Origin of the sequence: Luteolibacter luteus (assembly GCF_012913485.1) — a bacterium.
GTDB lineage: Bacteria > Verrucomicrobiota > Verrucomicrobiia > Verrucomicrobiales > Akkermansiaceae > Haloferula > Haloferula lutea.
The window spans coordinates 6289822-6315832 of the sequence record NZ_CP051774.1; the positions used below are offsets into that span (position 1 = coordinate 6289822).

The window sequence follows — 26011 nt, forward strand, 5'->3', positions numbered from 1 at the left end:
CTCCAGCACGTCGAGATCCCGCGGATTCATCTCGCCGCAATGAGGGCGAGGGGTGGCGTCGCGTCAACGGCCACATTGCCGCAGCGCCCCCTGGGACCGCGAGCCAACCGGCTCGCAGAAAGGTCCAATCCATCTCTCCACACCTCCAAGCACCCAACTCGCTTCAGCGCTCAAAGGCAGGGACAAGCGCCTCCCGCTTCACTCCCCGTGGAATGCGTCCGGCACGGCCTTCCGCAGGTCCTCGTCCGAGTGCAGGCCGAAGCCCTTGCGGTTCTGCTTCACCGCATCGATCACCGTGCCGTCATTGAACAAGGCATTCGTTCCCGCGGCGATCTCCGCCGCGTCGCCCAGGCCATCCCGATCCGTATCCGCGGAACTCGCAGAGGTGCCGTACTTCACGAACTCATCGTGATTGTTCAGCCCGTCCTTGTCGTCATCCAGATCCGCATCGAAGTAATCGAAGACACCATCCCCATCGCTATCCTTCGCGCCGAGGTCGAGTTGGAAGCTGAAATCCTGATCGGTCTCCAGCAGGTAGTTCCCGTAGATGGTCGAATAGCTCTTCACCACCACGGTCTTGTTGTCCGGCTGGAATTCCAGCGTGCGCAGATAGCCTTCGCCACCCAGCTTGCGGAATTGGTAGTTCGCCAGCATCTGGTGGACCGGCTGGCCGGCATCGTTCTGATCCATCCGGTAGCCCGTGCCATCGCCCAGCACGTGGCCATTCACGGTCAGCACGAAGTTGTTTTTCTTCACCAGCTTCTGCCACAGCTGTTCGCCATCGTTCATGCCGCCCGGCGTGCGGTAGCTGTGCGGATTGTAGGCCTGCGGGTTCACCTTGTCGGTGTAGTCGTAGCGCAGGTCGTTGTTGTTCATGAAGGCGTGGGTCACCAAGATGCCCTTGCGGTCCTTGTGCTTCGCCATCACCTCGTTCGCCCAGGCGATGGTGGCATCGCGCGGGCCCCACTCCAGGCACACGATGATCCACTTCACGCCGCCCGCCTCGAAGAGGTGGAAGGTATTGTCCATCTTCCCCGGCTCCATCGCCCCGCCGAAGCTCGGCCAGGCGCGGTAGTCCTCCTCGTGGAAGTAGTCATTCATGAAGGTATCGCGCGTCGCCGCATTGCCGCCCGGACCGTAGTCGTGATTCCCCGGCACCAGCGAGTAGGGCAGCTTGCCATCCAGCGCACCCATCGAGCGCCGCGCGTTCTGCCACTCCGGGATGGAGTTCACGTTCACGATATCGCCCAGGTGCATCACGTAGCGGATGTTCCGCGTGCGAGCATTGTTCAGGATCCACGAGGTCTGGGAATCGAAGATGCCCGGGAAATTCTGCGAGTAGATCTGCGTGTCCGGCAGCAGCACCAGGGTCCAGGATCCTTCCTTGATTTCGGAGCTGCCCGGCTGCGGCGTGAGGTCCAGCGCCGGTGCCTTGCGATCCCGCACCGTGGCGGCATAGCGATAGAGGTTCGCGAAGAAGGGCTCGTTGAATTTCTTCAGGCTCTCCGTCGCCACCTCGCTCTGGTCCGCGGGCTTGAGGATCTTGTCCACTGCCAGCGCGGAGACGAAGAAGCGGCCCTGGCCATAGGCGCCCTCCATCAGTCCCGGGAAGCGCGCCTGCGTGTCACCGGAAAGCAGCACCTCGAAGCCGTGGAATTGCACGAAGGACTCCCACTGCGTGTTCTTCGCATTCTTCTCCGCCTTCTCGCTCAGTACGAAGCTCAGCGTCTTGCCATCCGCCGACTTCGGCACGCCGGCGAGGATCGCATGCTGCGGCGCGAGGATCTGCGCGCGCGGGAAATCGATGTCGCTGCGGGTGGCCTCCTGCGTGTCCGGGAGGAAGGGCGGCTTCAGCTCGTCCTGGTCCGCCTGGGCGAACTGGATCAGCAGGCCGGCGCGGTCGATGAAGTCATCCAGGTCCTCGCCGTAAGCGGCCATGTAGTCCTTATACTCCTTCGACTGCGAGGCGAAGGAGCCGAAGGCGATCAAGTCCACGTCCGTCTCCGGATCCGAGCCTTTCACATAGGGCGGGCGGTCGAGCGGCAGCGGCTCGACATGGAAACCCGCGCGGCGCAGCAGCTCGGCAAGGCCGACCTTTCCCGAATAGGTATCCACGGTCTCGAAGACATAGGCGCGCAGGCCTTCCGGATTCGCCGGGGCCTTCTCCGCGGGCGGATTCGCCGAGCCACCCATCGCCACCAGCGTGCCCAGATCCGGTGCGGGCTGTTTTTCTTCGGCGGCGGTCGCGAGGACCACGGATGAGGCGAGGATGAGAAGGCTCAGGCGGGTTTTCATGATGAAATTGAAAAGCTGCGTAAACCCGCAGGCTGCCGCTCCCCGGCGGGCGGGTCCATGGAGGCTACGTGACAATCGTTTCACGCATTTCCCGATAGAGTTACATCCCCTCGAAATGGCCATTGACGGAACCGTTAGGCTCCCGAGATTGCGGCCATGACTTGGAACGACCGCTTTCTCGATCTCTTCGACCGCTCCGTGAAACGCTATGAGTCCGGAGACAAGGACTTCACCGGCTACTACGATGCCGCGGACAGCGCGCTGCTGGCGGAGATCGGCTACAAGCCGCGGGAGTTCTTCGACTTCGTGGAAGACTACTGCGAGGAAGCCGTGCCCTCCCCCTCCACCGCGGTGCTGATCGCCGCCGCCCGCCGCGATTACTTCAAGGTGGTGATGAAGGGAAAGCTGGGTGAAAAGGAACTCACCCGCGACGACGTCCCGACCTTCGGCGACGAGCTCGGCGGGCATGCCTACCTCCCCCGCATCATTGCCAAGGCCAAGGCCAAGCTCCGCGGCGAGCTCGACCCGGACCTGATGTACGGCTGCGGCGGCGACCGGAATTTCCTCCAGAAGCACGGCGACCTGCACCCCGCCGACTTCCTCCGCATCGTCTGGGCCGCCGATGGCGATGACCAGAAGGTGCTGGATGCGGTGAATGGGAAGTGAGGCTTTCCCGGACGGGACGGATGGCCTCCGGCTCTGACAAGAGTGCGGAGGCTTTGTTGTTTTTTGGGGAAAGGATTCAATTCACCTCTTATTTCAGTGCGTAAGCGGTCAATACTTTATCATAAAGTATTGATTTATAGATAAATTCACGGGTTGATTTTGCAATTATTTCAATGCATAATCCTCTCCAGTGGCACGCCCGGCGACCATTTCCATGGAGGACATCTCCCAGCGCTTGAGAGCGCGGGGGCCTTTGGAGGCTGTCGACCTTGAGGGATTGCTGCGGGTAAATCGCTCGACGATCACGCGCACGCTGGGGCGGATGCCGGATGTGGTGCGGCTCGGCCAGACGCGGCGGACGCGCTATGCGCTGCGGCGGGAGATCCGGAACTCGGGGAACTCATGGCCGATCTTCCGGATCGATGCCCGCGGGCAAGCCCGGCGACTGGGTTTGCTGGAAGCTTTTCACGATCGCGTCTGGCGGGTCACTTGGGAAGAGCCTGCGCCCGAGTGGGCAGACCGCTTTTCCGATCCCGAAGGCGTCTGGGAAGGCTTCCCCTTTTTCCTCGGCGATATTCGACCGCAAGGCTTCCTGGGCCGCTTGGCCGCGCGGGGTGCCTCCCGGCAACTCCAGATCCCGGAAGATCCGCGCGATTGGGAAGATGATCACACGCTTATCTATCTGGCTCACGCCGGTACGGATGTCCCGGGCGATATCATCCTGGGCGAAGATTGCCTGCGGGATGCGCTGAGTCTCGGCATTAGTCCGCATCACCCGCTCCGCCCGGAGGAAGTCGGGGCGCGCTATCCGGAGCTTGCCGAAGGCATCGCCACCCTCCCCCAGCCCGGCTCGTCTGCGGGTGGCGAGCATCCGAAGTTCCTGGCCACCCTGATCGAGCGGGACGAGAGCCAGCGCCCGGTGCTGGTGAAGTTCTCACCGCCCTTTTCCCAAGACCTCGGCCGCCGCTGGGCGGACCTGCTGGTCATGGAGTGGCACGCCCTCGACCTGCTTTCAGGGATCGGCTTGGCCGAGCCCGGCGCGCGCGTGATCGATGCCGGGGAGCGCCGCTTTTTGGAAGTCCCGCGCTTCGACCGCAGCCCGCAGGGTGGCAGAAATGGCGTGGTTTCGCTCGAAGCGCTGCATGGCTCCGCGATCGGCGGCATGCGGACGGACTGGGTCAGCCGGGTCGCCGAACTGGCGGAGGCGGGCTTCGCCAGCGAGTCCGCGCTGCGCGATACCCGCCGCCTGCAGGCCTTCGGCGAACTCATCGGGAATACCGACATGCATGCGGGAAACCTGGCCTTCCGGCTTAGCGATACCCTGCCCTTCGAGCTTACTCCTGCCTATGACATGCTGCCCATGATCTGGGCGCCCACCCCGCAGGGCGAGTTGGTGGAGCGCCGCTTCGAGCCCCGGCCGCCGCTGCCAGACTCCGCGGAGGCCTGGCGGGAGATGCTCGGGCATGCCCGGGAGTTCTGGCAAAGGGTCGCCGGGGACTTGCGCATCTCTGAATCCTCGCGGAATAGGGCGGGTTCCGCGGGAAGCCATCTGGAGCGCCTCGCCAGCCGATTCGCCGAATCATGAGTCACCTCCGCACCTTTTCCAGACATTCAGGGTTTTCCGGAACGCTTTGACCCGTGCTGGCCGGTTTCTCGCTGGCCCTCCGGGCTCCGGCCTGAGCATCTTTTCATAAGCCACAAATGACGACTGAAGAATTGCAGGAACGGATCGCCGCCACCAGCGGCTGGATCGCCGCCGTGAAAGAGGAAATGGGACGGGTGCTCGTCGGGCAAGAGGGACTCGTGGACCGCTTGATCGTGGGCCTGCTTTGCAACGGCCACATCCTGCTGGAAGGTGTCCCCGGCCTGGCGAAGACCCTGGCGGTGAAGGCGCTGTCCGGCTCGCTGGATGCCAGTTTCGCGCGCTTCCAGTTCACGCCGGACCTGCTGCCCGCGGACCTTCTCGGCACCATGGTCTATAACCCGCAGGAGGCGAAGTTCTCGCCGAAGCTGGGCCCGATTTTCAACAACCTGATCCTGGCGGACGAAATCAACCGCGCCCCGGCCAAGGTCCAGTCCGCGCTGCTCGAGGCCATGCAGGAAAAGCAGGTCACGCTGGCAGACACGACCTACCGCCTGCCGGAGCCTTTCCTCGTGCTGGCCACGCAGAACCCGATCGACCAGGAGGGCACCTACCAGCTCCCGGAAGCCCAGCTCGACCGCTTCCTGCTGAAGGTGAGCGTGGGCTATCCGACGAAGGGCGAAGAACTCGAAGTGCTCGACCGCATGGCCACCTCCGCCCCGCCTTATCGCACGAAGACCGTGGCCAGCCCGCAGCAGGTCGCCGAGTCCCGCTCGCACGTGAACCAGATCTACATCGATCCCGCGGTGCGCGAATACATCGTCGACCTGATCCGTGCGACCCGCCAGCCCGCGAAGATCGATGCCGGCCTGAAGCATCTCATCCGCTCCGGTGCCTCACCGCGCGGCACCATCAACCTGGCACTCACCGCCCGCGCCCGCGCCTTCTCAAGCGGCCGTGCCTTCGTGACGCCGCAGGATGTGAAGGACATGGCCCACGACGTCCTCCGCCACCGTATCCTCCTCAGCTACGAAGCCGAAGCCGAAGACATCAATACGGACCAGGTGCTGGATCGCATCCTTTCGAAGGTGGCGGTGCCATAGAAAAGGCAGAGACGGAAGACTTGAAGACGCAAGACTCAAGACTGGAGCAGGCAGGAGCCAGACAGAAGACTTGAAGACACAAGACTCAAGACTGGAGCAGGCATACTTCGATAAGTCTTGGAAAGGAGACATGAATCTAACAGATTTCACCCTGCAAGGAGCCGGACTGGAGAAATGAGCCACTTTTATCCACCCCGCATGTTCGCAGCACCCAAGACCTCAGGTCTTGTGTCTTGCGTCTTCCAGTCTTGCGTCTTTTCCGCCGGCCCGGAGAAATGAGCCCTTTTTATCCACCCCACATGTTCGCAGCACCTCAAGACCTCAAGTCTTGTGTCTTGCGTCTTCCAGTCTTGCGTCTTTTCCCATGACCCCCGACGAACACATCGAGGAAGTGATGAACCGGGTCCGGAAGCTGGAGCTGAAGGCCCGGCGTCTGGTGAAGGAGTCCTTCGCGGGTGAATACCAGTCTTCCTTCCGCGGGCAGGGTCTCGATTTCGATGACTTCCGCGAGTACCAGCATGGCGATGAGATCCGCTTCATCGACTGGAACGTGACGGCGCGGATGGGGTCACCCTATATCCGGAAATTCCGCGAGGAGCGGGAGCTGGCGGTGATCCTGGCGGTGGACGTTTCCGGGTCCGGGGATTTCGGCAGCCTTCATTTCAGCAAGCGGGAAGCCGCGGCGGAAGCGGCCGCGATCATCGGCTTCAGCGCGGTGGGAAATGGCGACAAGGTCGGGCTGCTGCTGTTCGCGAAGGAGGCCTTCCTCTTCGTCCCCGCGGCGAAGGGCACGCGCCATGTCCTGCGCATCGTCCGGGAGATCCTGATGGCCCAGCCGCAGGAGAAAGGCACCTCGATCGCGAATGCCTGTGATTTCCTGATCCGCACGCTGCGCCGGAAGGCCTTCGTGTTCCTGATTTCGGATTTCTTCGACGACCCGATCGACAAGGCGCTGGGCAAGCTCGCGCGCAAGCACGAGACCATCGCCCTGCAGATCAATGACCCTCTGGAAAGCAAGCTGCCCCGCGCCGGACGCGTGGTGCTGACCGACCCCGAGACCGGCTGGGAGGTGATGGTGAATACCAACAACGCCAACCTGCGCATGGGCTATGAGAAGCTGATGCGCCGCCAGCACGAAGGAATCCAGAACACCTGCAAGAAGCACGGCATCGACCACGCGCAGCTTTCCACGGCGCGCGACCGCCTGCAGGATCTCCACCGGCTTTTGAAAAAGCGCGCCCGCAAGCGCACCCGCTAACGCATGAAGCAAACTCCTGACGACGCACTCGTGCTCCGGGACCTGGTTCCGGCGGAGCCGCTGCTGCCCGACTCCAGCCTGCCCGTGTGGGCGTGGTTCTTCATCGCCTCCGGCACCCTCTTCCTAGGCATCCTGATCTGGTATCTCATCCGCAGGCAGAAGCCGGTGGGCATGGTCGATCCCCGGAAAGTCCGGGATGAAGCCTACCGCCGCGCGATCGCCGAGCTGGAAGGCCCCGGCACCGACACGATGCAGGAGGCGGCCACGCGGGTCTCGATCGCCCTGCGCCGCTACCTGGCGGTGGTTTCCGGGGATCCGGCACTTTTTGAAACGCATGAGGAATTCGTGGGCCGCCACGAATCTCTGGCCAAGTATCCCGAGGAGCTGCGCCGGGACACTACCGAAGGATTTTCCCATCTCGCCCGATTGAAGTATGGTCGCGAGGCAAATGGGGATCCCGCGACGCTTTTCTCTACGGCGCGGCAACTGCTCGACCGTCTCCACCAGTACCAACCCGCATGAGGGAATTCCTGGAACATTTCACCTTCGCCCAGCCGCAGTGGCTCCTGCTGCTGATCCCCTGCGCGCTGCTTTTCGTGCTGCGCCGGGGCCGCGGCGCGGAAGCCGCCCTCACCTTTTCCACCCTTTCCGTACTGGTCAGCCTGGGGGCGAAGGTCCGCCGCTCCGCCTTCAATTTCGGCCTGCCGCTGGCCATCCTAGCGCTGGTGCCTGCGATCTTCGCGATGGCCCGCCCGGTGTGGCGGAATGAATACCAATCGAAGACCGCCAGCGGCATCGACATCGTGATCGCCTTCGACGTCTCGCTGTCCATGGGCATCGATGACTTCCGCACGCCCGATGGCCGGCCGCTGCCGCGGATCGATGCGGCGAAGGAGGTGGTGAACAAGTTCATCGAGAGCCGCCCGGACGACCGCATCGGCATGGTGATTTATTCCGGCCGGCCGTATTCGGTGAGCCCGATCACGCTGGATCACGATTGGCTGCTGCACAGCTTCCGCCAGGTGAACCTGAATATCCTGAAGGAAATGGGCACCGCGATCGGCTCCGCCATCGCCGCCTCTTCCAGCCGGCTCGATTCGCGGGATGCGAAGAGCAAGATCATCGTGCTGATCACGGACGGGGCCTCGAACTCCGGGAAGATCTCCCCGATCGAAGCGGCGGAGAATGCGAAGAAGCTCGGCATCAAGATCTACACCGTGGCCGTCGGCACGGAGCAGGGCCGCGTGGATAGCAGCATCCAGCGCTTCGCCCGCCAGGAATTCGACCTGCCGACCCTGCGGAAGATCGCGGCCCTGACCGGTGGCGAACACTACTGGGCGCAGAACGTCGAGAGCCTGCAGCGCACTTTCAAGTCGATCGACGAGCTGGAGAAATCCGAGACCGTGTCCCGCACGGTGATCGAGGATGAAGAGCTCTTCCCATGGTTCGCCGGGGCCGCGGTGCTGGCCGCGCTGGCCGCCGCCTTTATCCTGGCCCTCAACCCTCCGCCCGCGCCATGAAGCTCGCCGAACCCGCCTGGCTGGCCCTGCTGCTCCTGGTCCCCTTCTTTGTCGCCGGGGCGATCATCACCTCGCGCCTGCGCCGCAAGCAGTGGTCTGCCTTCGCGGCGCCGCGCCTGCGTGCCAAGCTGCTGCGCCGCGGCAGCCCGGTGCCCCGCTGGCTTTCCTTCGGCTTCCTGATGCTGGCCGTGGTCCTGCTGGCGATCGGCATGGCCCGCCCGCAGACCACGAAGGGGTCCGAGACCGAGATGACCCGCGGCCGGAACGTGCTGCTGGCCCTGGACCTGTCCCGCAGCATGCTGGTGACGGACCTGAAGCCGGACCGCCTGACGCAGGCGAAGACGCTCTGCTACGAATTGATCGAGGCGCTGCCTACGGATCGCATCGGCCTGATCGGCTTCGCCGGCGAGCCCTATCCCTTTGCCCCGCTGACGGTGGATCACGCCGCGGTGCGTGAGACGATCCAGCAGCTCGACATGGATTTCATCCCGGTGGGCGGCTCGAATGTGAAGCGCGCGCTGGAGCTTTCCATCAAGACGCTGAAGGAGACCGGCCAGAAGGAGAACGCGCTGATCCTGCTGACGGATGGCGATGAAACCCTGGGCCGCATGAGCGAGCTCGCCGCGGAGGCGAAGCGCTCCGGCGTCTATATCTTCGCCATCGCCGTCGGCACCGAGCAGGGTGATTTCGTGCCGAACAAGGACTTCCCGGATGGTCGCCACCGTGACGACAGCAACCGCCCGGTGCGCAGCGGCATCAATACCGCGGGCCTGAAGAAGCTGGCATCCGAAACGGGTGGACGCTTCGCCGTGGCCACCTCCGCCGCGAACATCCCGGACATGGTGAAGACCGCCATTTCCGACCTGGAGCAATTTGAAATCGAAGGGCGCGAACGCTTCGTGCCCGTGGAATACTACCAGTGGTTCATCTTCCCCGGCATCATCATGCTCATCGCCTCCATCATCGCCGGCACCCGCTGGCGCGCGCTTGGTCCGGCCAGCACGGCGGCAGCGGCAGCCGCAGCCCTGATCGCGCTCACCCCGCAGCCGCTGCGTGCGGATACCGAGGATGACGCGAAGCTGGCGCTGAAGGAGGGCAGGAACGATCAGGCGGCGGAGCTTTTCGGCAGCCTGGCGGACAAGTCGGAGGACCGGGAGCGCGGCTTCCGTTTCCGGCTGGCGCAGGGAAATGCCCTCTACCGCCAGAAGGATCTGGAGAAAGCCCGCCATGCCTTCAGCGAGGCGCTGCGTTCGCAGGATCCGCAGGTCCGCGCCGCAGCCCACCATGGAATGGGCACCGTTCTTTTCGGCACTGGCTGGAAGTCCCTTTCCGCCGGCCAAGCCTACCCGGAAGTGGCGAAGAAGGAAGAGGGCAAGGCGAAGCCAAACCCCTTCAAGAAGATCGTGGACTCCATCCTCGGCCTCTTCGACCAGAAGGACAAGGGCGACCAGCCTTCACAGATGGCGGCCTTTGACGGCATGGTCCGCGAGGCCCTTTCCGAGTGGATGCAAGAGAGCACCCCGGACAGCGGCGAGACGAATGGCTTCAATCGCTTCGACACCACGCTCACCGACTGGGTGGATGCCGTGAAGCACTTCGACACCGCGTTGCGCTATGACTCCGGCTCGGAGCTGGCGAAGCATAACCGGGCGCTGACGGTGAAGTATCTCAAGCGCCTGGAAGAGATCCTCAACGAAGTCGGCGAGAACGCCCAGCAGATCCAGCCGATGCCGATGCCCGGACAAGGCAAGGGCGAAGGCAAGCAGCCCGAAGGCGATGGCGAGGGAGACCAGCAAGGCGAGGGTGAAAAGGGCGACCAACCCGGCGAGGGCAAGGGCGACAAGGGCGAGGAGAAGAAAGACGGCTCGGGCGGCGACGACGACAAGCAACAGGACGGCGAGGGTGGCGACAACCCGAGCGACAAGAAAGACGGCGAGGGCAAGGACGCCGGTGACAAGAAACAGAAAGAGGGCGAGACCCCGGAAGACGCGGCCCGCCGCATCCTGCGCGAAAATGCGGACTTCGAAAAAGGAGTCATCGGACCCCGCCGCGCCGAATATCGCCAACCGGAGAAAGACTGGTAAATTTCAATTCAGAACCGTGAATCGATTGCTTTCAACCCTTCTGGCGGCGATGGCCTTGGCCATCCCCGCGGAGACGATTTCCGCAGCACCCTTCGTGGATGCCAATATCAGCAGCCGCTTCATCATCCGGGGCGAGCAGGCGGTATTGGACCTGGTGATGCCTGGCGATGCCGATCTAGACGCCATGCCGCAGATCCCGGAGGTCGAGAAACTGGACGTCCGCCCGCTCGGCATGGGTGCCCAGCGCCGCTATAGCCAGGGCCGCCGCATGGAGCTGGTGGTGCCCTATGTGATCTCCAGCTATACCGCGGGCAACTACACGATCCCTTCCATCGAGGTGGACTTCAACGGCGAGAAGCGCCGCACGCCGCCGATCGACCTGCGGGTCATCGATGAAAAGGAGCTGAAGATGTACAAGGCCAGCATCGGCGGCCGGGACGTGCTTTATTCCGCCGCCTTTCACGCGATCAAGGGCACGCCTTTCGTGGGTGAAAAGCAGCCGGTGGAGATCAAGCTCTACTTCCCTGCCGACCAGCAGGTGGAAGACTGGGGCATCCCGGAATTCGAGCGCGACGGGCTTTCCACGTGGCGCTTCCAGCCGCAGCCCCGCCTCGGCCGGGCGAGCCTGCTGGCGCGGAATTACTACGCGGTGAGCTATCCCAGCACGATGTCCACGAACCGTGAGGGTGCTTCCACGCTGGGTGCGGCCACGGTGCGCTTGCAGACGATCCAGCGCTCCCCGGAGAACTTCGGGCGCGCCGTCTATCAGCCGCTGACGGTGAATGTCCCGGCGATCCAATTTGACTCGAAGCCGCTGCCGCCGGGTGCGCCGGAGGGCTTCGAGAACGCGATCGGGCAATTCGAGATCGGCGTGAATGTCTCGGAGACGAACCTGCGCGAGGGCGACCCGGTGAGCATGGACATGACGGTCACCGGCATCGGCAATCTCGATACGATGAAGCCGCCGGCACCGCTGAGTGCGGATGGCTGGAAGCTCTATGATGCCTCCGCGACGGAGCGTGGCGAAGAGCGCCGCGAGATGTGGGGCCAGGTGGAGTACCGCCAGTTCATGCGGCCGCTGCGGCTGCAGCAGTCCGTGCCGCCCTTCCGCCTGGTGTATTTCGATCCCGCGAAGGAAGCCTATGAGACGGTGCTCTCCGAAGCGATCCCGCTGACTGTGATGCCATCGACAAATGCCGGCCCCTTGGCGAGTGCGCCGCAAGCCGCTGCCATTCCGATCGAAGAGATGACGGATATCCTGAGCATCGTGAATCCCGCCGCGGGCCTGTTAGGCGATCGCAAGCCGCTGCCGCTGTGGCTCTGGCAGATCCTGCCGGGGCTGGGTGTGGCGGCCCTGCTCTTTGTGATCTTCAAGCAGCGGCTGGCTCCGCGGATGAAGAAGGATCCGGATGAGATCGCCCGCCGCCGCGAGTGGCGCGAGCTCGAGCGCACGCCGGACCAGAATGGTGTCTTCTACCGCAGCGTGGGCCACTTCGTGGAGCGCTGGCTGGGCGACCGCCAGGACCCGGTGATCATGGAAGTGCTCTCGAAGCGGGATGATGTGTGTTTCCGCCAGGACCGTGCGGAGGCGAAGCTGGAACGCGGCGAACGCCAGCGCGTGCTGGGTGCGCTGCGCCGCTTGGCCTTGCCGCTGGTGGCCTTCTTCTTCGCGCTGTCCACGCTGAGCGGTCAGGCGCAGCAGGAAGATCCGGCGAAGCTCTACAGCGAGGGTCGCTATAGCGAGGCGGCGAAGGGCTGGCTGGATAGCGGTCCCTTCGAGCAACTCTCCGCGGACACGCTCTTCAATATCGGGAATGCGGCGTATCGCATGGGCTCGCCCGGTGAGGCCGCGCTCTACTATCGCCGTGCGCTGGCGAAGGATGCCCAGCATCCGGAGGCCCGGCAGAACCTGCGCTTCCTGGAGCGGAAGTTCGGCTCGATCACGATCACGCGTCCGGACTACCAGCACATGATTTCCCGGCTGCCGCTGGAGTTCTGGAAGAACTGCGTGTGGGCATCCCTCTGGATCATCGCCATCGGCATCCTGATCTTCCCGGCCACGCGTCCGGGTGCGGGCGTCCGCTTGGCCTCGATCATCGGCTTCGTGGTCGCGCCCTTGCTCGCGGGTGCGGGTGCCCTGGGTTGGTACTATTTCCCGGATGATGCCCGCTTTGCCCCGGCGGCCCAGCAGGTGGTGGTGGTGGCGGATACCAGCGTGGTCCGCACCGATGCCGCCCGCTCTGCACCGCGCGTGATCGATGCACCTGCGGGTTCGCTTTGCCGCCTGCTGACGACTTCCGGCGGCTGGGCCTATGTGGCCTTCACGAATGAAAGCCGCGGCTGGGTGCCTCTCGTTGACATCGAGCATCTGGTGCCCGAAACCAAGCCTGCGCCGCCGAAGCTCCGCCCGGTGCAGGGCTCGGAAGGCAATGCCTGATCCGGCTCCCCTTCCCCATTCTTTCTCTTTTCCCTAACCCACACATCATCCAATGAAACGACGAGTCATCCTCGCCCTGGCCATGCTTGCGCCCTTCGCCTTCGCTCAAGAGAAGAAGGAGGAAGCCAAGAAGGACGAAGCCGCCAAGCCGGCTGCCGTGAAAGACATCCGCGTGGTCTTGAAGACCAACAAGGGTGACATCGAAGGCACCCTCTTCGCCTCGAAGGTCCCCATGACCGCTGCCAACTTCCTGAACCTGGCGAAGAAGGGCTACTACGATGGCCTGACTTTCCACCGCGTGATCGCGGGCTTCATGATCCAGGGCGGCGATCCTGCAGGCAATGGCACCGGCGGTCCGGGCTACAAGTTCGGCGATGAGTTCGCGCCCTCGCTGAAGCACAGCAAGCCGGGTATCTTCTCCATGGCCAATGCAGGCCCGGGCACCAACGGCAGCCAGTTCTTCATCACCCACGTCCCGACGCCGCACCTCGATGGCAAGCACTCGGTCTTCGGCGAGGTGACCAAGGGCCAAGACGTCGTGGACAAGATCGCGATCGGCGACAAGATCAACAAGATCGAGGTCCTGGACTCCACGGATGCCCTTTTCGAAGCACAGAAGGCGAACATCGAAAAGTGGAACGCGGTGCTGAAGTCCCAAGGCAAGTAAGCCCGGACTTCGGAACGAAGAATTCCGTCCATCATTTCCAAAGCGCGGTCCCGGTAGGGCCCGCGCTTTTTTGATGCCCGCGTGGCGAGGTGGCAGCGCGATGGCGTGATACTCATGGCCGGGGCAAGGCCCATATCCTGAGCGGCAAGAAGTTGAATACATCGAGCGGAAGTTGTTAGACAGCGGTTAATACAAGCGCACCCCATCGCAGGGCACCAAGCCTAACAGAACTGCACGGTTGGCGGGCGAGGCGCGGGGTATGGAAGCTCCGTGGGGGCCTAGGGCGTGTGGCCGACTTCATTATTTCAGGCAAAGAGACTCTGTCATTTTGCGCTTATTTCCATCGACTTACGGAAAACACGGTCGGGACACCCGTCGATTCCGGAGTGGAGACCACTGGCGAATCTGGGTTGCGGGGCGAATCCGGGGCAAGTTCGAGGGCGCTGGAAGCTGTGAGCCTGTTCCAGATATCAACAGGCCACACCTCCAACAAACAAGACATCGAAGATAACACATAAAATCAGACAAATGATCCCAAAACCAGACATGCCTTTGGCTGAGTTTGACCAACTCGATTCGTCCCCCTCTAAGGTCGACCGCATTTTGCAAACACCTAGCATGCACACACCACAACTCCTCCACACGCGCCGCTCCCTGACGGCAGCCGCCCTGATCCTCGCCACCATTTCCGCACCGGCCCTGCAGGCGCAGACGGTCCTGACTGGAAACCACAAGGTGACGGGGAACCTCGATGCCACCGGCGACTTGGGCTGGGGTGTTACCTCCAGCTCCGCAGTCGCGGGCAAGCTGCGCTACTTCATTTCCCCGGACATCGAGCTGTCCTTCGATGCGACGCAGGCGAATGCGGTCTTCACGTGGAATGACAATGCCGGAACGGCCCTGCGCGACAAGATGAGGCTGGACCAGAATAACGCCATTCACCTTTACCCGACCGCAGGCGGTACGGCATCGATCACGATGACGCCGAACGCCGGTGCCATCAAGCTGGCTGGCACGAACCCGGGTATCTACAATTCCAGCGGCAGCCCCGTGCTGCAGATGAGCGGTAGCCGCGCGGTCTTCCCTTCCCAGCCGCTCTTCACCAGCGGCATCGACTTCGGCGGCACGGGTGGCACCCTGGACACCTCAAAGATGGAGGATCTCCAAAGCCTGCTGACGGGCTTCGGCTATGATCCGAACCAAGGTTCCTACACGGCCATCACCAAGCTCAACAGCGCTCCAGGTCTGTCGGTCACGGCAGCGGCGGCCCAGAACGGCTATCTCTATCTGGCAGCAAGTATCTACGGGACCATCACCTTGGACAGCGTCACCTACGACTCCGCGAACGGCCAATACGCGGTGATCAAGATCGCGGACGATGGGTCTGTGGGCTGGGTGAAGCAAATCCAGCTCTCCTCCGGATCACTGATGCTCAATTCCATCGAAGTCAACGAATCCGGAACCGTCGCCCTCGCTGGCGGGCTGAACGGGACGACCTCGAACCTGGGAGCGCAAAACATGGCCCAGAGCGGAGGAATCGATGGCTTCGTGCTGGTGTTGAATTCCAGCGGGACGCCGCAGTGGTCGAAGGTCATCACCAATGGCGTGTCTCCCCTGCGCGAGGACGCCTACGGCGTGGCTATCGACGCCAGCGGAAACGTCGCGGTCGTCGGGGAATCCGAAGGCAGCACGATCAACTTCGGAAACGGTACACGAACCAGCTCCGGCGGCACGGATGCGTACGTGGTGAAGTACAATTCAAGCGGCACCGCCCAGTGGTCCCTTCTGGCTGGCGGAAGCGGCTATGATGGAGCTCGCGATGTGGCTTTCGCCTCGAATGGAAACGTGATCGTGGCTGGCGCGGGCGGGACCACCACCAGCCTGGGAGCAAAGAACTTTACCAGTGCCGGCATGAGCGACGCATGGGCCATGGCCTTCAGCTCCGCCGGAGCCATCCAATGGGCGACCCCAATCGGCGGCACCGGGAATGAAACCACTCAAAAACTAGGCTTGGATTCATCCGACAATGCCTACCTGCTCGCCCAATTTTCCGGATCCACGACCAATTTGGGGAGCCATAACAAGACCTCCGCCGGCAGCAATGATGCCTTGGTAGTGGCGCTGAACACCAGTGGCGCGGTGCAGTGGTCGAAGGCGATCGGCAGTTCCGGTTCGGACTATGCCTCCGAACTGAAGGTGGATGCCTGGGGCTCGATCGTGGTAAGCGGCACCGTTACCGGAAGCATCACGAACCTCGGCGCTTACAATCTCACCGCCCAAGGTGAGAGCGATGGATTCTTCGTGTCACTGAATACCAGCGGGAGCGTAACGGGCTCGAGGTTGATCGGGGGCTCGAAATCGGACGGTTTCAATGCCGTGCCACTTGATGGCTTGTCGCCAGGCGGCTACCTCTTCCACGGCTACGTGGGCAATACCGTCCCCATCGGCAACACTCGTTTGCCGAGCGGTAACTTCGCAATTACCGTTCCTTCGAATACCATTGTCACGGACCCCATCACCTCCACGCCGAGTTTGGCATGGGGAGGCTTCGCCGGTGCGGAAGGCACCGTGGCCATCGGCACGAATGCCTTTGCCAACGGCTTGCAAAGCGCGGCCTTCAATTCGGGTCTGACCCACGGTGAGAATTCCTTCGCGGGGAATGCTGGCCAGGCACGCGGCAAGAACTCGGTAGCCTTTGGCGTGACTACGGCTTCGGGTGAAGGCTCCGCAAGCTTCGGTCTTCAAACGTCGGCCACGGGGGCCGCGTCCTTCGCCGCGGGGCACAGCAACGCGGCATCGGGAAGCTATGCCACCGCCTTCGGCGACATGAACCTAGCCTCCGGTGAAGCCTCGGTCGCCCTGGGCTGGATGAGCTCGGCAACCGGTCAGAATTCAATTGCGGCGGGTGAAAACAACAATGCCGCGGGATGGGCTTCCGTGTCCCTTGGTGCTTACAACTGGTCGGCCGGGTTCAGCTCGACCACGCTCGGGATGGGAAACTTCGCGTCGGGGGATTTCTCCCTCGCGGCTGGTTCGGGGACCAACGCGGCCAGCTACCTTTCGAGCGTCTTCGGCCAGTATAACCTGGCCGGCGGCAGTGCGTCGGCATGGGTAGAGGAGGATCCTCTCTTCGAAATCGGCAACGGCGTGAGCGGCGCGTCCAACGCTGTGGGCGTGCTGAAGAACGGCCGGACCACGCTGACGAACAAGGCATGGAAGGCAGCCGTCACCGCAACTCCCACCGCCGCGACGGCACTGGCAGACCCGGCTCCCACCACCGATAGCGGTGGCAAGGCGCTGGTAGTGGAAGGTCACACGGAGCTCCAGGGCAAGGTGATCATCGTAAGACCACAGGGCGACATCTCTCCCGGCATCTACCAGTGATTCCCGGAGGCGAAAGGCAAAAGCCTTCCCCGAAACATCCTTTAAACTACTATATTTCTAGTATCATGTATGGAAGAAAATCACCGTTGCGATCCTGGTTAACCCGGGTATCGACGGTTTCGCTGCTCATCTCCTCGATGAGCGTGCAGGCGGTTCCCCCGGCCTGGTGGTCGGCGGGCAGTCCGCCTGTCCTCAGCGGCAGCCCCGCTGAAAACAAAGGCATGGCCAGCGCCGGCCAAGGCAAATGGATGGCCCAGAGTGCCCTTACCGCGCTGTCCGCCAAGGTGGGTGCGGGGCATCCTGCCGTGACCGCGATCACGGCGGAGCTCTACAAGGCGAGTGCAACCGCCGAAGAAGGCGTCTTCTACCCGGTGCGGCCGGCGACTCCGGACGCCGCCTGGCTGGAAGCACAGAAGGCCCCGCTTACCATCGGAGCCCTGAAGGCCTTGGCCGCGCCCTTCTACAGGCACATCGGCAAGCTCAACGAGGAATGGATCGTCGATCAATTCGTCGCCAACGGGCTGTTGACCGAGAACGTGCACTACTTCCGGGACAATGAGAATCTCCCGAAGGTGTACTATCCTTGGAATCCGGCGAACAACCAGAACCCGGAGACGAACTCGGCGTCGGTGACGATAGGACAGTTGAAGGCGGTCTTCTCCCTATACTTTGAAACCCTGGTCCTCACCGACGATCTCGATGGAGACGGTCTCGGCCAGGCCGACGAAGTATTGCACGGAACCAATCCCGAATTGGCCGACACCGACGGGGACAGCTTGCCCGACGGCTGGGAGGTCGAACACGGCCTCGATCCTCTGGGCACTACGAATACCTATGGAGACCCGGACGGAGAGGGGGTGAAAAACGTCTATGAATTCGTCCTGGGCTTCGATCCTAACGTGGCAAATACCGCCGGAACCTCCGATGCCACCAAGGACCGCGACGGAGACGGCATGACCGACGCCTGGGAAGCCTTCTGGGGCTTGCTCCAGTGGGATGAAGAGGCGGGCTATAGCGTGATCACGAAGCGAATCGATTGGGATGTGGCAGACAGCACAGCCGATTACGACGGAGACGGGCTCACCAACTTCCAGGAGTTCACCATCCTGAGCAGCCCGGTTACCAAGGACACCGACGAGGACGGCATGCCGGACGCGTGGGAATTGGCGAATAACCTGCAGGTGAATAGTTCCGATTGGTCCAGCGATCCCGACAACGACGACATCTCGAATCTCGACGAGTATCTTCTGGGACTGAACCCCCGCAACGCCAACACGGGAGGCACTTCCGACAAGACCAAGGACCGGGATGGTGATGGCATTCTGGACCGCGTGGAAGTCAGCTACGTAAGGGTTACCATCGACGAGAATAACGACAAGATCTTCGAGCGCACCCTCGACTGGGAAGTCGCGGACGCTACCGCGGACTACGACGGGGACGGCCTGAGCAACGAGGACGAATTCGTAGAGGGGACCCACCCCTTGCTCAATGACTCCGACTACGACAACATGCCGGATGGTTGGGAAATCGACAACGGTTTCGACCCCATGCAAGAGGCAAATCAGAATATCGACACGGACAATGATGGAGTGAAGAACATCCACGAATTTGTCCTAGGCCTCGATCCACGGGATGCTACGACCACGCCAGGAGTGCCGGATGACACAAGGGACGGCGACAGCGATGGGATGCCCGACGCGTGGGAAGCTTCCTTTGGAAGATTCGTGGCCGATCCGGACACCAATCACCGCAACTTCCAGAAGACGCTCGACTGGACCATCGACGATAGCGAAGAGGACTTCGACGAGGATGAATTCGAGAACCTCGAGGAATTCCTGGAGGGCACGAACCCGACCTTCTTCGACAGCGACGGTGACCAGATGCCGGACGGATGGGAAGCAAGGCATGGACTGGATCCAGACAGCTCCGTGGGTTCCGAAGGACCGAACGCCGATCCGGACAATGACGGCCTCGATAACTTCGAGGAGTGGTGCCACGGAACGGATCCGCATCGCGCGAACAGCGACGGCAACGGCAACGACAACACGAACGACGGCGAGGAAGTCGAGCAAGGCTCCGACCCGAACGACAGCGGCGACAATGGCCAAGCCCCGCCGGACCTCATCTCCGTTCCGATCACGATCGGGGATCCCAGTGGAAGCTTCTCCGAGAAGTGGTGCTTGAACGTCCGGGGTCTGGACCAAGATAGCCGGACCTTCTCTGTGGCAAGCCGCGAATTCGGCGATGTAACGACAGAGAACATCCTGCTCAGAAAAGGCAACCGCTACGAAATCTCAATCATCCACCAGGGCACCTCCCCTGCTTGGCTGGCGACTCCGGGTGCACAGCCCGACTATGACTGGGAAGCGACGATCGATGGAAAACCCGAGGAGAGCGCATACCCTTACCAGACTGGCTCTGGAAACCTCTTCACGGTTGCGGATCACTGGATCGTGGACAACCGCCTCGGGGTTTTCACCAAATATGGTGACACCGGCAATGAGAACAAGATCCAAGGACATCACGCGACTCTGATCCCCGGCATTCGCCGGGATGAAGACGTCTCCGATGACAACTGGCAATTCCTCACCGGCCAGCTGAGAAAGGCTCTACCGGGACAGAAGATGAACCTGAGGGTGGACGTCGCTCATGTCAGTGGCTTGGGTCAGCCGACCGATTGCACTTGGGAGATCAGCCAAGGCAACCCGTTCAAGAACTATGAAGCTAACCAAAATCGGGCAACTCTGACGAAACTGACGGGGGAGGATCTGAAGGGCCGTTCGGTTCACTTCCACTTCGCCGGCAGTGGTGCCTTGCCGGTCAAAGCAAAGTTCAAGATCCTCGGCAATCCAATGGAACTCGAGGAGGTGATCCAGGTGGAAAAGCCCGTCGCACCAATTGACGTACGCGTCGGCGAAATCGACTTCTACACTGGTGATATATCAGGCCTCCGCGTGGGACTTTACAGCACCGGGGACTTAGTAGGAGGAATCGAATTGAACGGACTAAGCGGTTATGTCGATATTAGCGATGATTGGCCAGCCGGCAAGTGGCATTGGATCCAAACGGGTAGGGTCGACGTCTGGGGTCAGAATTCTCAGGGAATACGGTTCAAGGGCAGTTTGAATGGAGTCCATGGATTGGATACCGTCTATCCGTTCTTCCCGAGTTGGCCTAGAATCTACACACCTCAAAATGAGGCGGGTATTCCGGACCTGAGTGGACCGACACCAACCAACACCACAGGACCATGGAGTAGGACAGCCCTTGCGTGGGACACCCCGTCACATAATATATCCGGCTTCGTGAGTACAACTAGACGCGATTCTTTCGAGCTTTACCAGATGTTCCTTGCGCCTGGTACAGAATCGAAATGGGTCCCGCTAAGCCGTCTCGACTGGTCTTGGCAAGTGAAAGCGGCCACTTCACTTCCACCAAACACAAATTGGACGATCGATCGGGTCTATTCCACATCCAACGTAGCCGAGCCGTATGCTACCAACATCCATCCAGAATGGAATAGACGCATTCATGATATCCGATACGTCCCTGACTTCGACGTCATTCTGCCGGAATAAGCGGCGGGAAACAAGATAGCTCACAGCCGCGCGGATCGAGAGGGTCCGCGCGGCTTTTCCTTTTCGAGCGGGGACGTCTCCTGACCGGCCGAAGCTGGCTGGGATACTGCTGATTCCCCCTCCAGCTTCCCGCCGTTTGGCAATCAATCGATAGCCAGCGCAGCCGACCAAGAGGTGAGGCCGGCGCGGGGTCCCCCGCCCTCCTCTCTCTATGCCCCCGTGAACTGTCGTTTAAAATTAGAATCCGATGAGTGCTAATTTCCATTCCCGGGGGGTGACATCGTGCGCCGATTCCTCTACTCAAGCCCGCACATGCAGCTTTGGCTCTGTCCGCTTCTCGCTTTCCTGCTCGGTTCGATCCCTTTCGGTCTCTTCATCGCCCGGATGAAGGGGATCGACATCCGCCAGCATGGCTCCGGTAACATCGGGGCCACGAATGTGCTCCGGGTGGTCGGAAAGAAACACGGGATCACCTGCCTGATTCTGGATGCCCTGAAGGGCTTTATCCCGACCTTGCTGGCAATCACGCTGATCCGCTTCGAGGGACAAAACACGGCCTTCACCTTCCACGGGCTTCTGGATCAGGGCTATGTCTTCCCGCTGGCAGACCAGTGGAAGGCGCAGACGCTCCATGTGGTGGCCGGGCTTTGCTCGATCCTGGGGCACAATTATTCGCCGTGGGTCGGCTTCAAGGGCGGCAAGGGCATCGCCACTTCCGCCGGGGTGCTCATCGCGCTGGCGCCGCTGGTGGTGCCGGTGCTGATCGTGGCCTGGCTGCTGATTTTCCTGATCAGCCGCTATGTCTCGGTGGCTTCCATCGGAGCGGCGGCGCTGCTGCCCTTCGTGGTGATCTACGGTTCCTGGCGCCATGGCAAGCTGGCCAGCGGCGAGTGGAACAAGCCGCTCTTCATCTTCTCGGTGGTGATCGCGGTCCTTGCGATCTGGAAACACCGGACGAATATCAAGCGCCTGATGGAAGGGACCGAATCCCGCTTCGAGCGGAAGAAGAAAGCCGTTTCCTGAGTTCCATCCCGCATCCCTTTTTTCCTGCTGCCGGACACATGCCCGACATCCCCTTTTCCTCCGCCGCCATCCTCGGAACCGGATCCTTCGGCACCGCGCTTGCCCGGCTGCTTTCGCAGAAGCTGGAGCGCGTCGAGATGATCGGGCGCGATGAAGCGGTGGCGGAGAGCATCAATGAAACGCGGCACAACTCACGCTACCTCGCGGGGATCGAGCTGCCGCCGAACATCCATGCCAGCACCGCTCTGTCGAATGCCGCGGCGCATCCGCTGGTGCTCTTCTGCGTGCCCACCGCCGCCACGCGTGAAAGCGCGGCCGCGCTGGCGCAGTCCGGCCTGCCGACCGATGCGGTGATCCTTTCCTGCGCGAAGGGCATCGAGCGGAATACCGGCGAGCGGATGAGCGAGATCCTGGTGGAGCAGCTGCCGGAGAATCCGGTGGCCGTGCTTTCCGGGCCGAACCACGCGGAGGAAATCGCGGCCTGCCTGGCGACCTGCGCCGTGATCGGCACGCGGGACGAGGTGCTGGCGCGCCGCCTCCAGGAGCTTTTCACCACGCCGCACTTCCGCAGCTATACCAGCGATGACCTCGCGGGGATCGAGCTCGGTGGTGCGATCAAGAACGTGTATGCGATCGCAGCCGGCATCGCCGCGGGCCTCGGCCTCGGTGACAATGCCATCGCCGCACTGGTGACCCGCGCGCTGGCGGAGATGACGCGCCTGGGCACCTGCCTGGGTGGCCGGGTGGAAACTTTCGCCGGGCTCTCCGGTGTGGGCGATCTCATCGCCACCTGCTTTTCCAAGCACTCGCGGAATCACCGCGTGGGCCTGGCGCTCGGTGCGGGGAAGACCTTGGAAGAAGCGACCTCCTCCCTGGGCATGGTCGCGGAGGGCGTGCCGAATACCCTCTCCATCCACGAGACCGCGCAGCGGGTCGGCGTGCGGACGCCGATCATCGATGCGGTCCACGCGATTCTCTACCGTGGCATGCCTGCGGCCCGAGCCCTGCACGAGTTGCTGAACCGAGACCCCCGACCGGAGAACGACTGACGAGCCATGAAGGAAGCGATCGATTTCATCCTGCACATCCAGGAGCACCTGATGGAATTCACCAAGGCCCACGGGCCGCTGGTGTACGGGCTGCTTTTCCTGATCATCTTCTGCGAGACGGGCCTGGTGGTGACTCCTTTCCTGCCGGGGGACTCCCTGCTTTTCGCCGTCGGTGCCATCGCCGCCACGCCGGGTTCCGGGCTGAATATCTGGATCGCCGGTGGCATCATGCTCGTGGCCGCGATCCTCGGGGATACGGTGAACTACTGGATCGGCCGTAAGTTCGGTGCCTGGACGATGCGGACCTTCCCGAAGATCGTGAAGCCTTCGCACATCGCGAAGACGAACGAGTTCTTCGTCCGCTATGGCGGGAAAACGATCATCCTTGCCCGCTTCGTGCCGATCGTGCGGACCTTCGCGCCTTTCGTCGCCGGTTCCGGGGAGATGGATTACCGCCGCTTCATGCACTTCAACGTGGTGGGTGCGATCCTCTGGGTGGTGCTGATTCTTCCCGCCGGCTGGTTCTTCGGGACCATCCCGATCGTGCAGAAGAACTTCGAGCTCGTGGTGCTGGGCATCATCGGCTTCTCGCTGCTGCCGGTGGTCTGGGAATTCGTGCGCGCCAAGCTGAAGTCCCGCCAGGAGGCCGCTCACGCCGCCGGCGAGGCGGAGTGAGGATGTGTCGGTGGAAGAGATGAGGAGCATCTGTGGATGGCTCTTTATGTTGATCGTGGCCTTTGTTTTTCACCGCGAAATCCGCGAAAGGACGCGAAATTTGAAAGGCAAGGGAGAGGGAGACAGGGTTGGTGTGAAGGCTTTGGGGAGCGGTTGAAGAGGTCCCATGGTCATCTCCTGCGCTCCGCAGGAGCGGTCGGGATAAAATGTAGCGGCGCTCTACGAGCGTCGGTGACTGGCGGCATCGGCCGCATCGGGGGATCGTCGATTCGTCATTCGAAGGTAGGGACAAGCGAGCTGTTGGAGGCTTCGCTTTCGCGGGGATGGGTGAAATTGCCATCCTCCGTGTGCCCCTTCAGGGCACGAATGGATATCCGGCCATCCCCGGGGCTGTGCGCTTCGCGCTTACCCCGGGCTATCGACGTTTGCCCCTTTGGGGCATGAGAAAGTGGGCGGATACGGGGGGTGGGAAAAAGGTAGGGAGAAGCGCCCTCGCTTGTCCGCGGATGGGTCCCTTGGAGCCGGGCCGCAGCTAACAGGTTCACGCTGGTCCGGTCTGATTGCCCGGAGGGCATGCAGCCAATAGCCGGTGGTCGAGCGTAGCGAAAACCACCGGTAGGTCCACGCATGAAATTGAACCCCGGATGGGGTTCCAGCGATGCGCCCCGATGCCCGGATGAAGGTGGATCTTGAGGTGACTTCCCGCGCGCCGGAACCCCTGCCGGGGTTCGATATCGCTTCCGATCCTACCGGTGGTTTTCGCTACGCTCGACCACCGGCTATTGGCTGTGGCCCCTCCGGGGCATGGGAATGGGCGACGTAGGAATGTGGGGACCGCTCGCGGACCTTTGAATGACGGATTGATGATCGATCGATGCGGCCCGTGCCGCGATCTTCCGACGCTCATAGAGCGACGCTACATTTTCCCTGACCGCTTCGCGGCAACACCCCGCATCGATGATCCCCCGATGCGGCCCATGCCGCGATCTTCCGACGGTCATAGACCGACGCTACATTTTTCCCTGACCGCTTTGCGGCAACACCCCGCATCGATGATCCCCCGATGCGGCCCGTGCCGCGATCTTCCGACGCTCATAGAGCACCGCTACATTTTTCCCTGACCGCTTTGCGGCAACACCCCGCATCGATGATCCCCCGATGCGGCTGATGCCGCGAGTTTGCGACGCTCATAGAGCGACGCTACATTTTTCCCTGACCGCTCCTGCGGAGCCTCGACAGAGGATCTTCCCTGACCCTTTTCCCGGCTTTTCTGTCCCCATAAAAGGGGCCGAACCCTTTTCCCGGATGAAATCGGGCGGACCGATCCTCCCAGACTCTCCGGGGATCGGATCATGACAAACCCGGGACCGCTTCCGATGAAAGCCTCCTCCTCTTTCCGCCGCATCTTCGCGATGCGCAGTTCCGTCCTTTCCCTGCTCCTCCTCGCCGCCCTCCATCCGGCTCCGCTGCAGGCGCGCGATTACGAATTCGATGGCTCGATGTCGGAGGAGACGCTGCGCAGCTACCTCTCCCGCTCGATGACGCTGATGTATCTGCTCACCGGCGGCGGGGATTTCGACGACAACCTGCGGATGTTAAAAAGCACCGGGGTGAAATTCGCCGGCCGTGCGGTCCACAATTGGGGCCGCGAACAGGGCGGCGAGCCCGCGCTGCCGAAGCGGCTGGAGGAGGCAAAGGCGAAGGCCGCGAAGATCCACGCCCAGGATCCGGATCTGATTCTCCAGGCCTGCATTTTCGAGATCGTCTCAAAGGACATCGATCAACTGGCGGTGCCTGCCTGGGCCTTTGAGGCGCTGGGCATGCCGGTGGAAGAGCGGAACTTCCGCTTCGATGAGATCCGCTATGCCAATGGCCGCTTCCTCGACCAATGGGGCAAGGGCACCTGCGTCCCGGATGTCAGCCGCCCGGAAACGAAGCTGTGGTTCCACTACCTCGCCGCTTCCTACATCGATATCGGCTGCGAGGCGATCCACTTCGGCCAGGCGGAGCTGATGAATGGGAATGATCCCGATCTGGTGCATTGGTCGGAGGTGGTCGAGCGCGCCCGCGCCCATGCGAAGAAGAAGGCACGCCGCCATTTCCTGGTCTGCGATGCCCACGTGCCGCATGGCGGTCTGGTGAAGGACGGGAAGCTGCTTTACGATTTCCACTCCTTCCCGCTCCGCATCGAGGAGATCCCGGAGAAGCCCCGCGAGGCCCAACTGAGGATCGGCTATAAGGATGCGCTCTACGGCCGCAGCAAGGGCGGCATCACCCCCAGCGGATGGACCTGCGAGCACCTGCCCTACCTGGTCGAGTTCGACAACTATGGTCGTAGTAATAAACCCGGCGAAGCGGGCCAAGGCGTCCACTGGGTCTGGGGATGGGATGAGATCACCTGGTTTTCCCAGCAGCCGGAAAGCGCTCGGAACGAGTGGCTGGGATACGCGTGGGACTGGGTGAGGAAGAATGATCCCGCGGGCTACGTGCAGATGCCCGGGATGCGCTGCCTCGCCGGGGCAACGGACAAGCGCCGGTGGTATTCCATCAACCGCCCTTCCCCGGCCACCCCGGAGGGCTCGAACCAGGAAGACAAGATCCGGGATATTTGGAAGGCGGACGAGTGAGGGGGGCGGAAGGTGGTGTGGTGCTTTTGGGACGGCAACGCCGTTCTCAGAAGCCGCTTCCCG

16 protein-coding genes are annotated in these 26011 nt (G+C 62.3%); 15 read left to right on the top strand and 1 reads right to left on the bottom strand.

Going from position 1 to position 26011, the window contains the following annotated elements; genetic code table 11:
• Window positions 1-198 precede the first annotated feature (198 nt).
• The gene (locus tag HHL09_RS25865; RefSeq protein ID WP_169457545.1) at window positions 199-2295 is read right to left on the bottom strand and encodes a metallophosphoesterase; all 2097 of its coding nucleotides are present in this window, start codon (window positions 2293-2295) and stop codon (window positions 199-201) included.
• Between the two features lie 156 nt (window positions 2296-2451).
• Between HHL09_RS25865 and HHL09_RS25870 the strand changes: the two genes are divergently transcribed.
• From HHL09_RS25870 to HHL09_RS25940, 15 genes are all read left to right on the top strand, one after another.
• Complete coding sequence (locus tag HHL09_RS25870) at window positions 2452-2961, top strand: DUF5069 domain-containing protein (protein WP_169457546.1); 510 nt, start codon at window positions 2452-2454, stop codon at window positions 2959-2961.
• A gap of 214 nt (window positions 2962-3175) precedes the next feature.
• The gene (yjjJ, locus tag HHL09_RS25875; protein ID WP_169457547.1) at window positions 3176-4546 is read left to right on the top strand and encodes a type II toxin-antitoxin system HipA family toxin YjjJ; all 1371 of its coding nucleotides are present in this window, start codon (window positions 3176-3178) and stop codon (window positions 4544-4546) included.
• A gap of 116 nt (window positions 4547-4662) precedes the next feature.
• Entirely contained in the window at window positions 4663-5646 is a 984-nt protein-coding gene (locus HHL09_RS25880; protein ID WP_169457548.1) for an AAA family ATPase, read from the top strand.
• Between the two features lie 364 nt (window positions 5647-6010).
• Window positions 6011-6904, top strand: coding sequence for a DUF58 domain-containing protein (locus HHL09_RS25885; RefSeq protein ID WP_169457549.1), 894 nt, complete (start codon window positions 6011-6013; stop codon window positions 6902-6904).
• 3 nt (window positions 6905-6907) lie between these two features.
• A complete protein-coding gene (locus HHL09_RS25890) occupies window positions 6908-7426 on the top strand; it encodes a hypothetical protein (RefSeq protein ID WP_169457550.1) in 519 nt (172 codons plus the stop codon).
• Window positions 7423-8424 (top strand): VWA domain-containing protein, encoded by a 1002-nt coding sequence (locus tag HHL09_RS25895; RefSeq protein ID WP_169457551.1) that lies wholly within the window; start codon window positions 7423-7425, stop codon window positions 8422-8424. Before HHL09_RS25890 ends, HHL09_RS25895 begins: the two co-directional genes overlap by 4 nt.
• Window positions 8421-10508 (top strand): VWA domain-containing protein, encoded by a 2088-nt coding sequence (locus HHL09_RS25900; RefSeq protein ID WP_169457552.1) that lies wholly within the window; start codon window positions 8421-8423, stop codon window positions 10506-10508. The genes HHL09_RS25895 and HHL09_RS25900 overlap by 4 nt, the downstream gene beginning before the upstream one ends.
• A gap of 16 nt (window positions 10509-10524) precedes the next feature.
• Window positions 10525-12945: a BatD family protein gene (locus HHL09_RS25905; RefSeq protein WP_169457553.1), complete on the top strand. Its 2421-nt coding sequence runs from the start codon at window positions 10525-10527 to the stop codon at window positions 12943-12945.
• Window positions 12946-12997: 52 nt separating this feature from the next.
• A complete protein-coding gene (locus tag HHL09_RS25910) occupies window positions 12998-13612 on the top strand; it encodes a peptidylprolyl isomerase (RefSeq protein ID WP_169457554.1) in 615 nt (204 codons plus the stop codon).
• 618 nt (window positions 13613-14230) lie between these two features.
• The gene (locus HHL09_RS25915) at window positions 14231-16996 is read left to right on the top strand and encodes a hypothetical protein (protein ID WP_169457555.1); all 2766 of its coding nucleotides are present in this window, start codon (window positions 14231-14233) and stop codon (window positions 16994-16996) included.
• 86 nt (window positions 16997-17082) lie between these two features.
• Complete coding sequence (locus HHL09_RS25920; protein WP_169457556.1) at window positions 17083-20574, top strand: hypothetical protein; 3492 nt, start codon at window positions 17083-17085, stop codon at window positions 20572-20574.
• 312 nt (window positions 20575-20886) lie between these two features.
• Complete coding sequence (gene plsY / locus HHL09_RS25925; protein ID WP_169457877.1) at window positions 20887-21597, top strand: glycerol-3-phosphate 1-O-acyltransferase PlsY; 711 nt, start codon at window positions 20887-20889, stop codon at window positions 21595-21597.
• 38 nt (window positions 21598-21635) lie between these two features.
• Window positions 21636-22646: an NAD(P)H-dependent glycerol-3-phosphate dehydrogenase gene (locus HHL09_RS25930; RefSeq protein ID WP_169457557.1), complete on the top strand. Its 1011-nt coding sequence runs from the start codon at window positions 21636-21638 to the stop codon at window positions 22644-22646.
• Between the two features lie 6 nt (window positions 22647-22652).
• A complete protein-coding gene (locus HHL09_RS25935; RefSeq protein ID WP_169457558.1) occupies window positions 22653-23321 on the top strand; it encodes a DedA family protein in 669 nt (222 codons plus the stop codon).
• 1376 nt (window positions 23322-24697) lie between these two features.
• Window positions 24698-25948, top strand: coding sequence for a hypothetical protein (locus HHL09_RS25940; protein ID WP_169457559.1), 1251 nt, complete (start codon window positions 24698-24700; stop codon window positions 25946-25948).
• The last annotated feature ends 63 nt before the right edge of the window (window positions 25949-26011 follow it).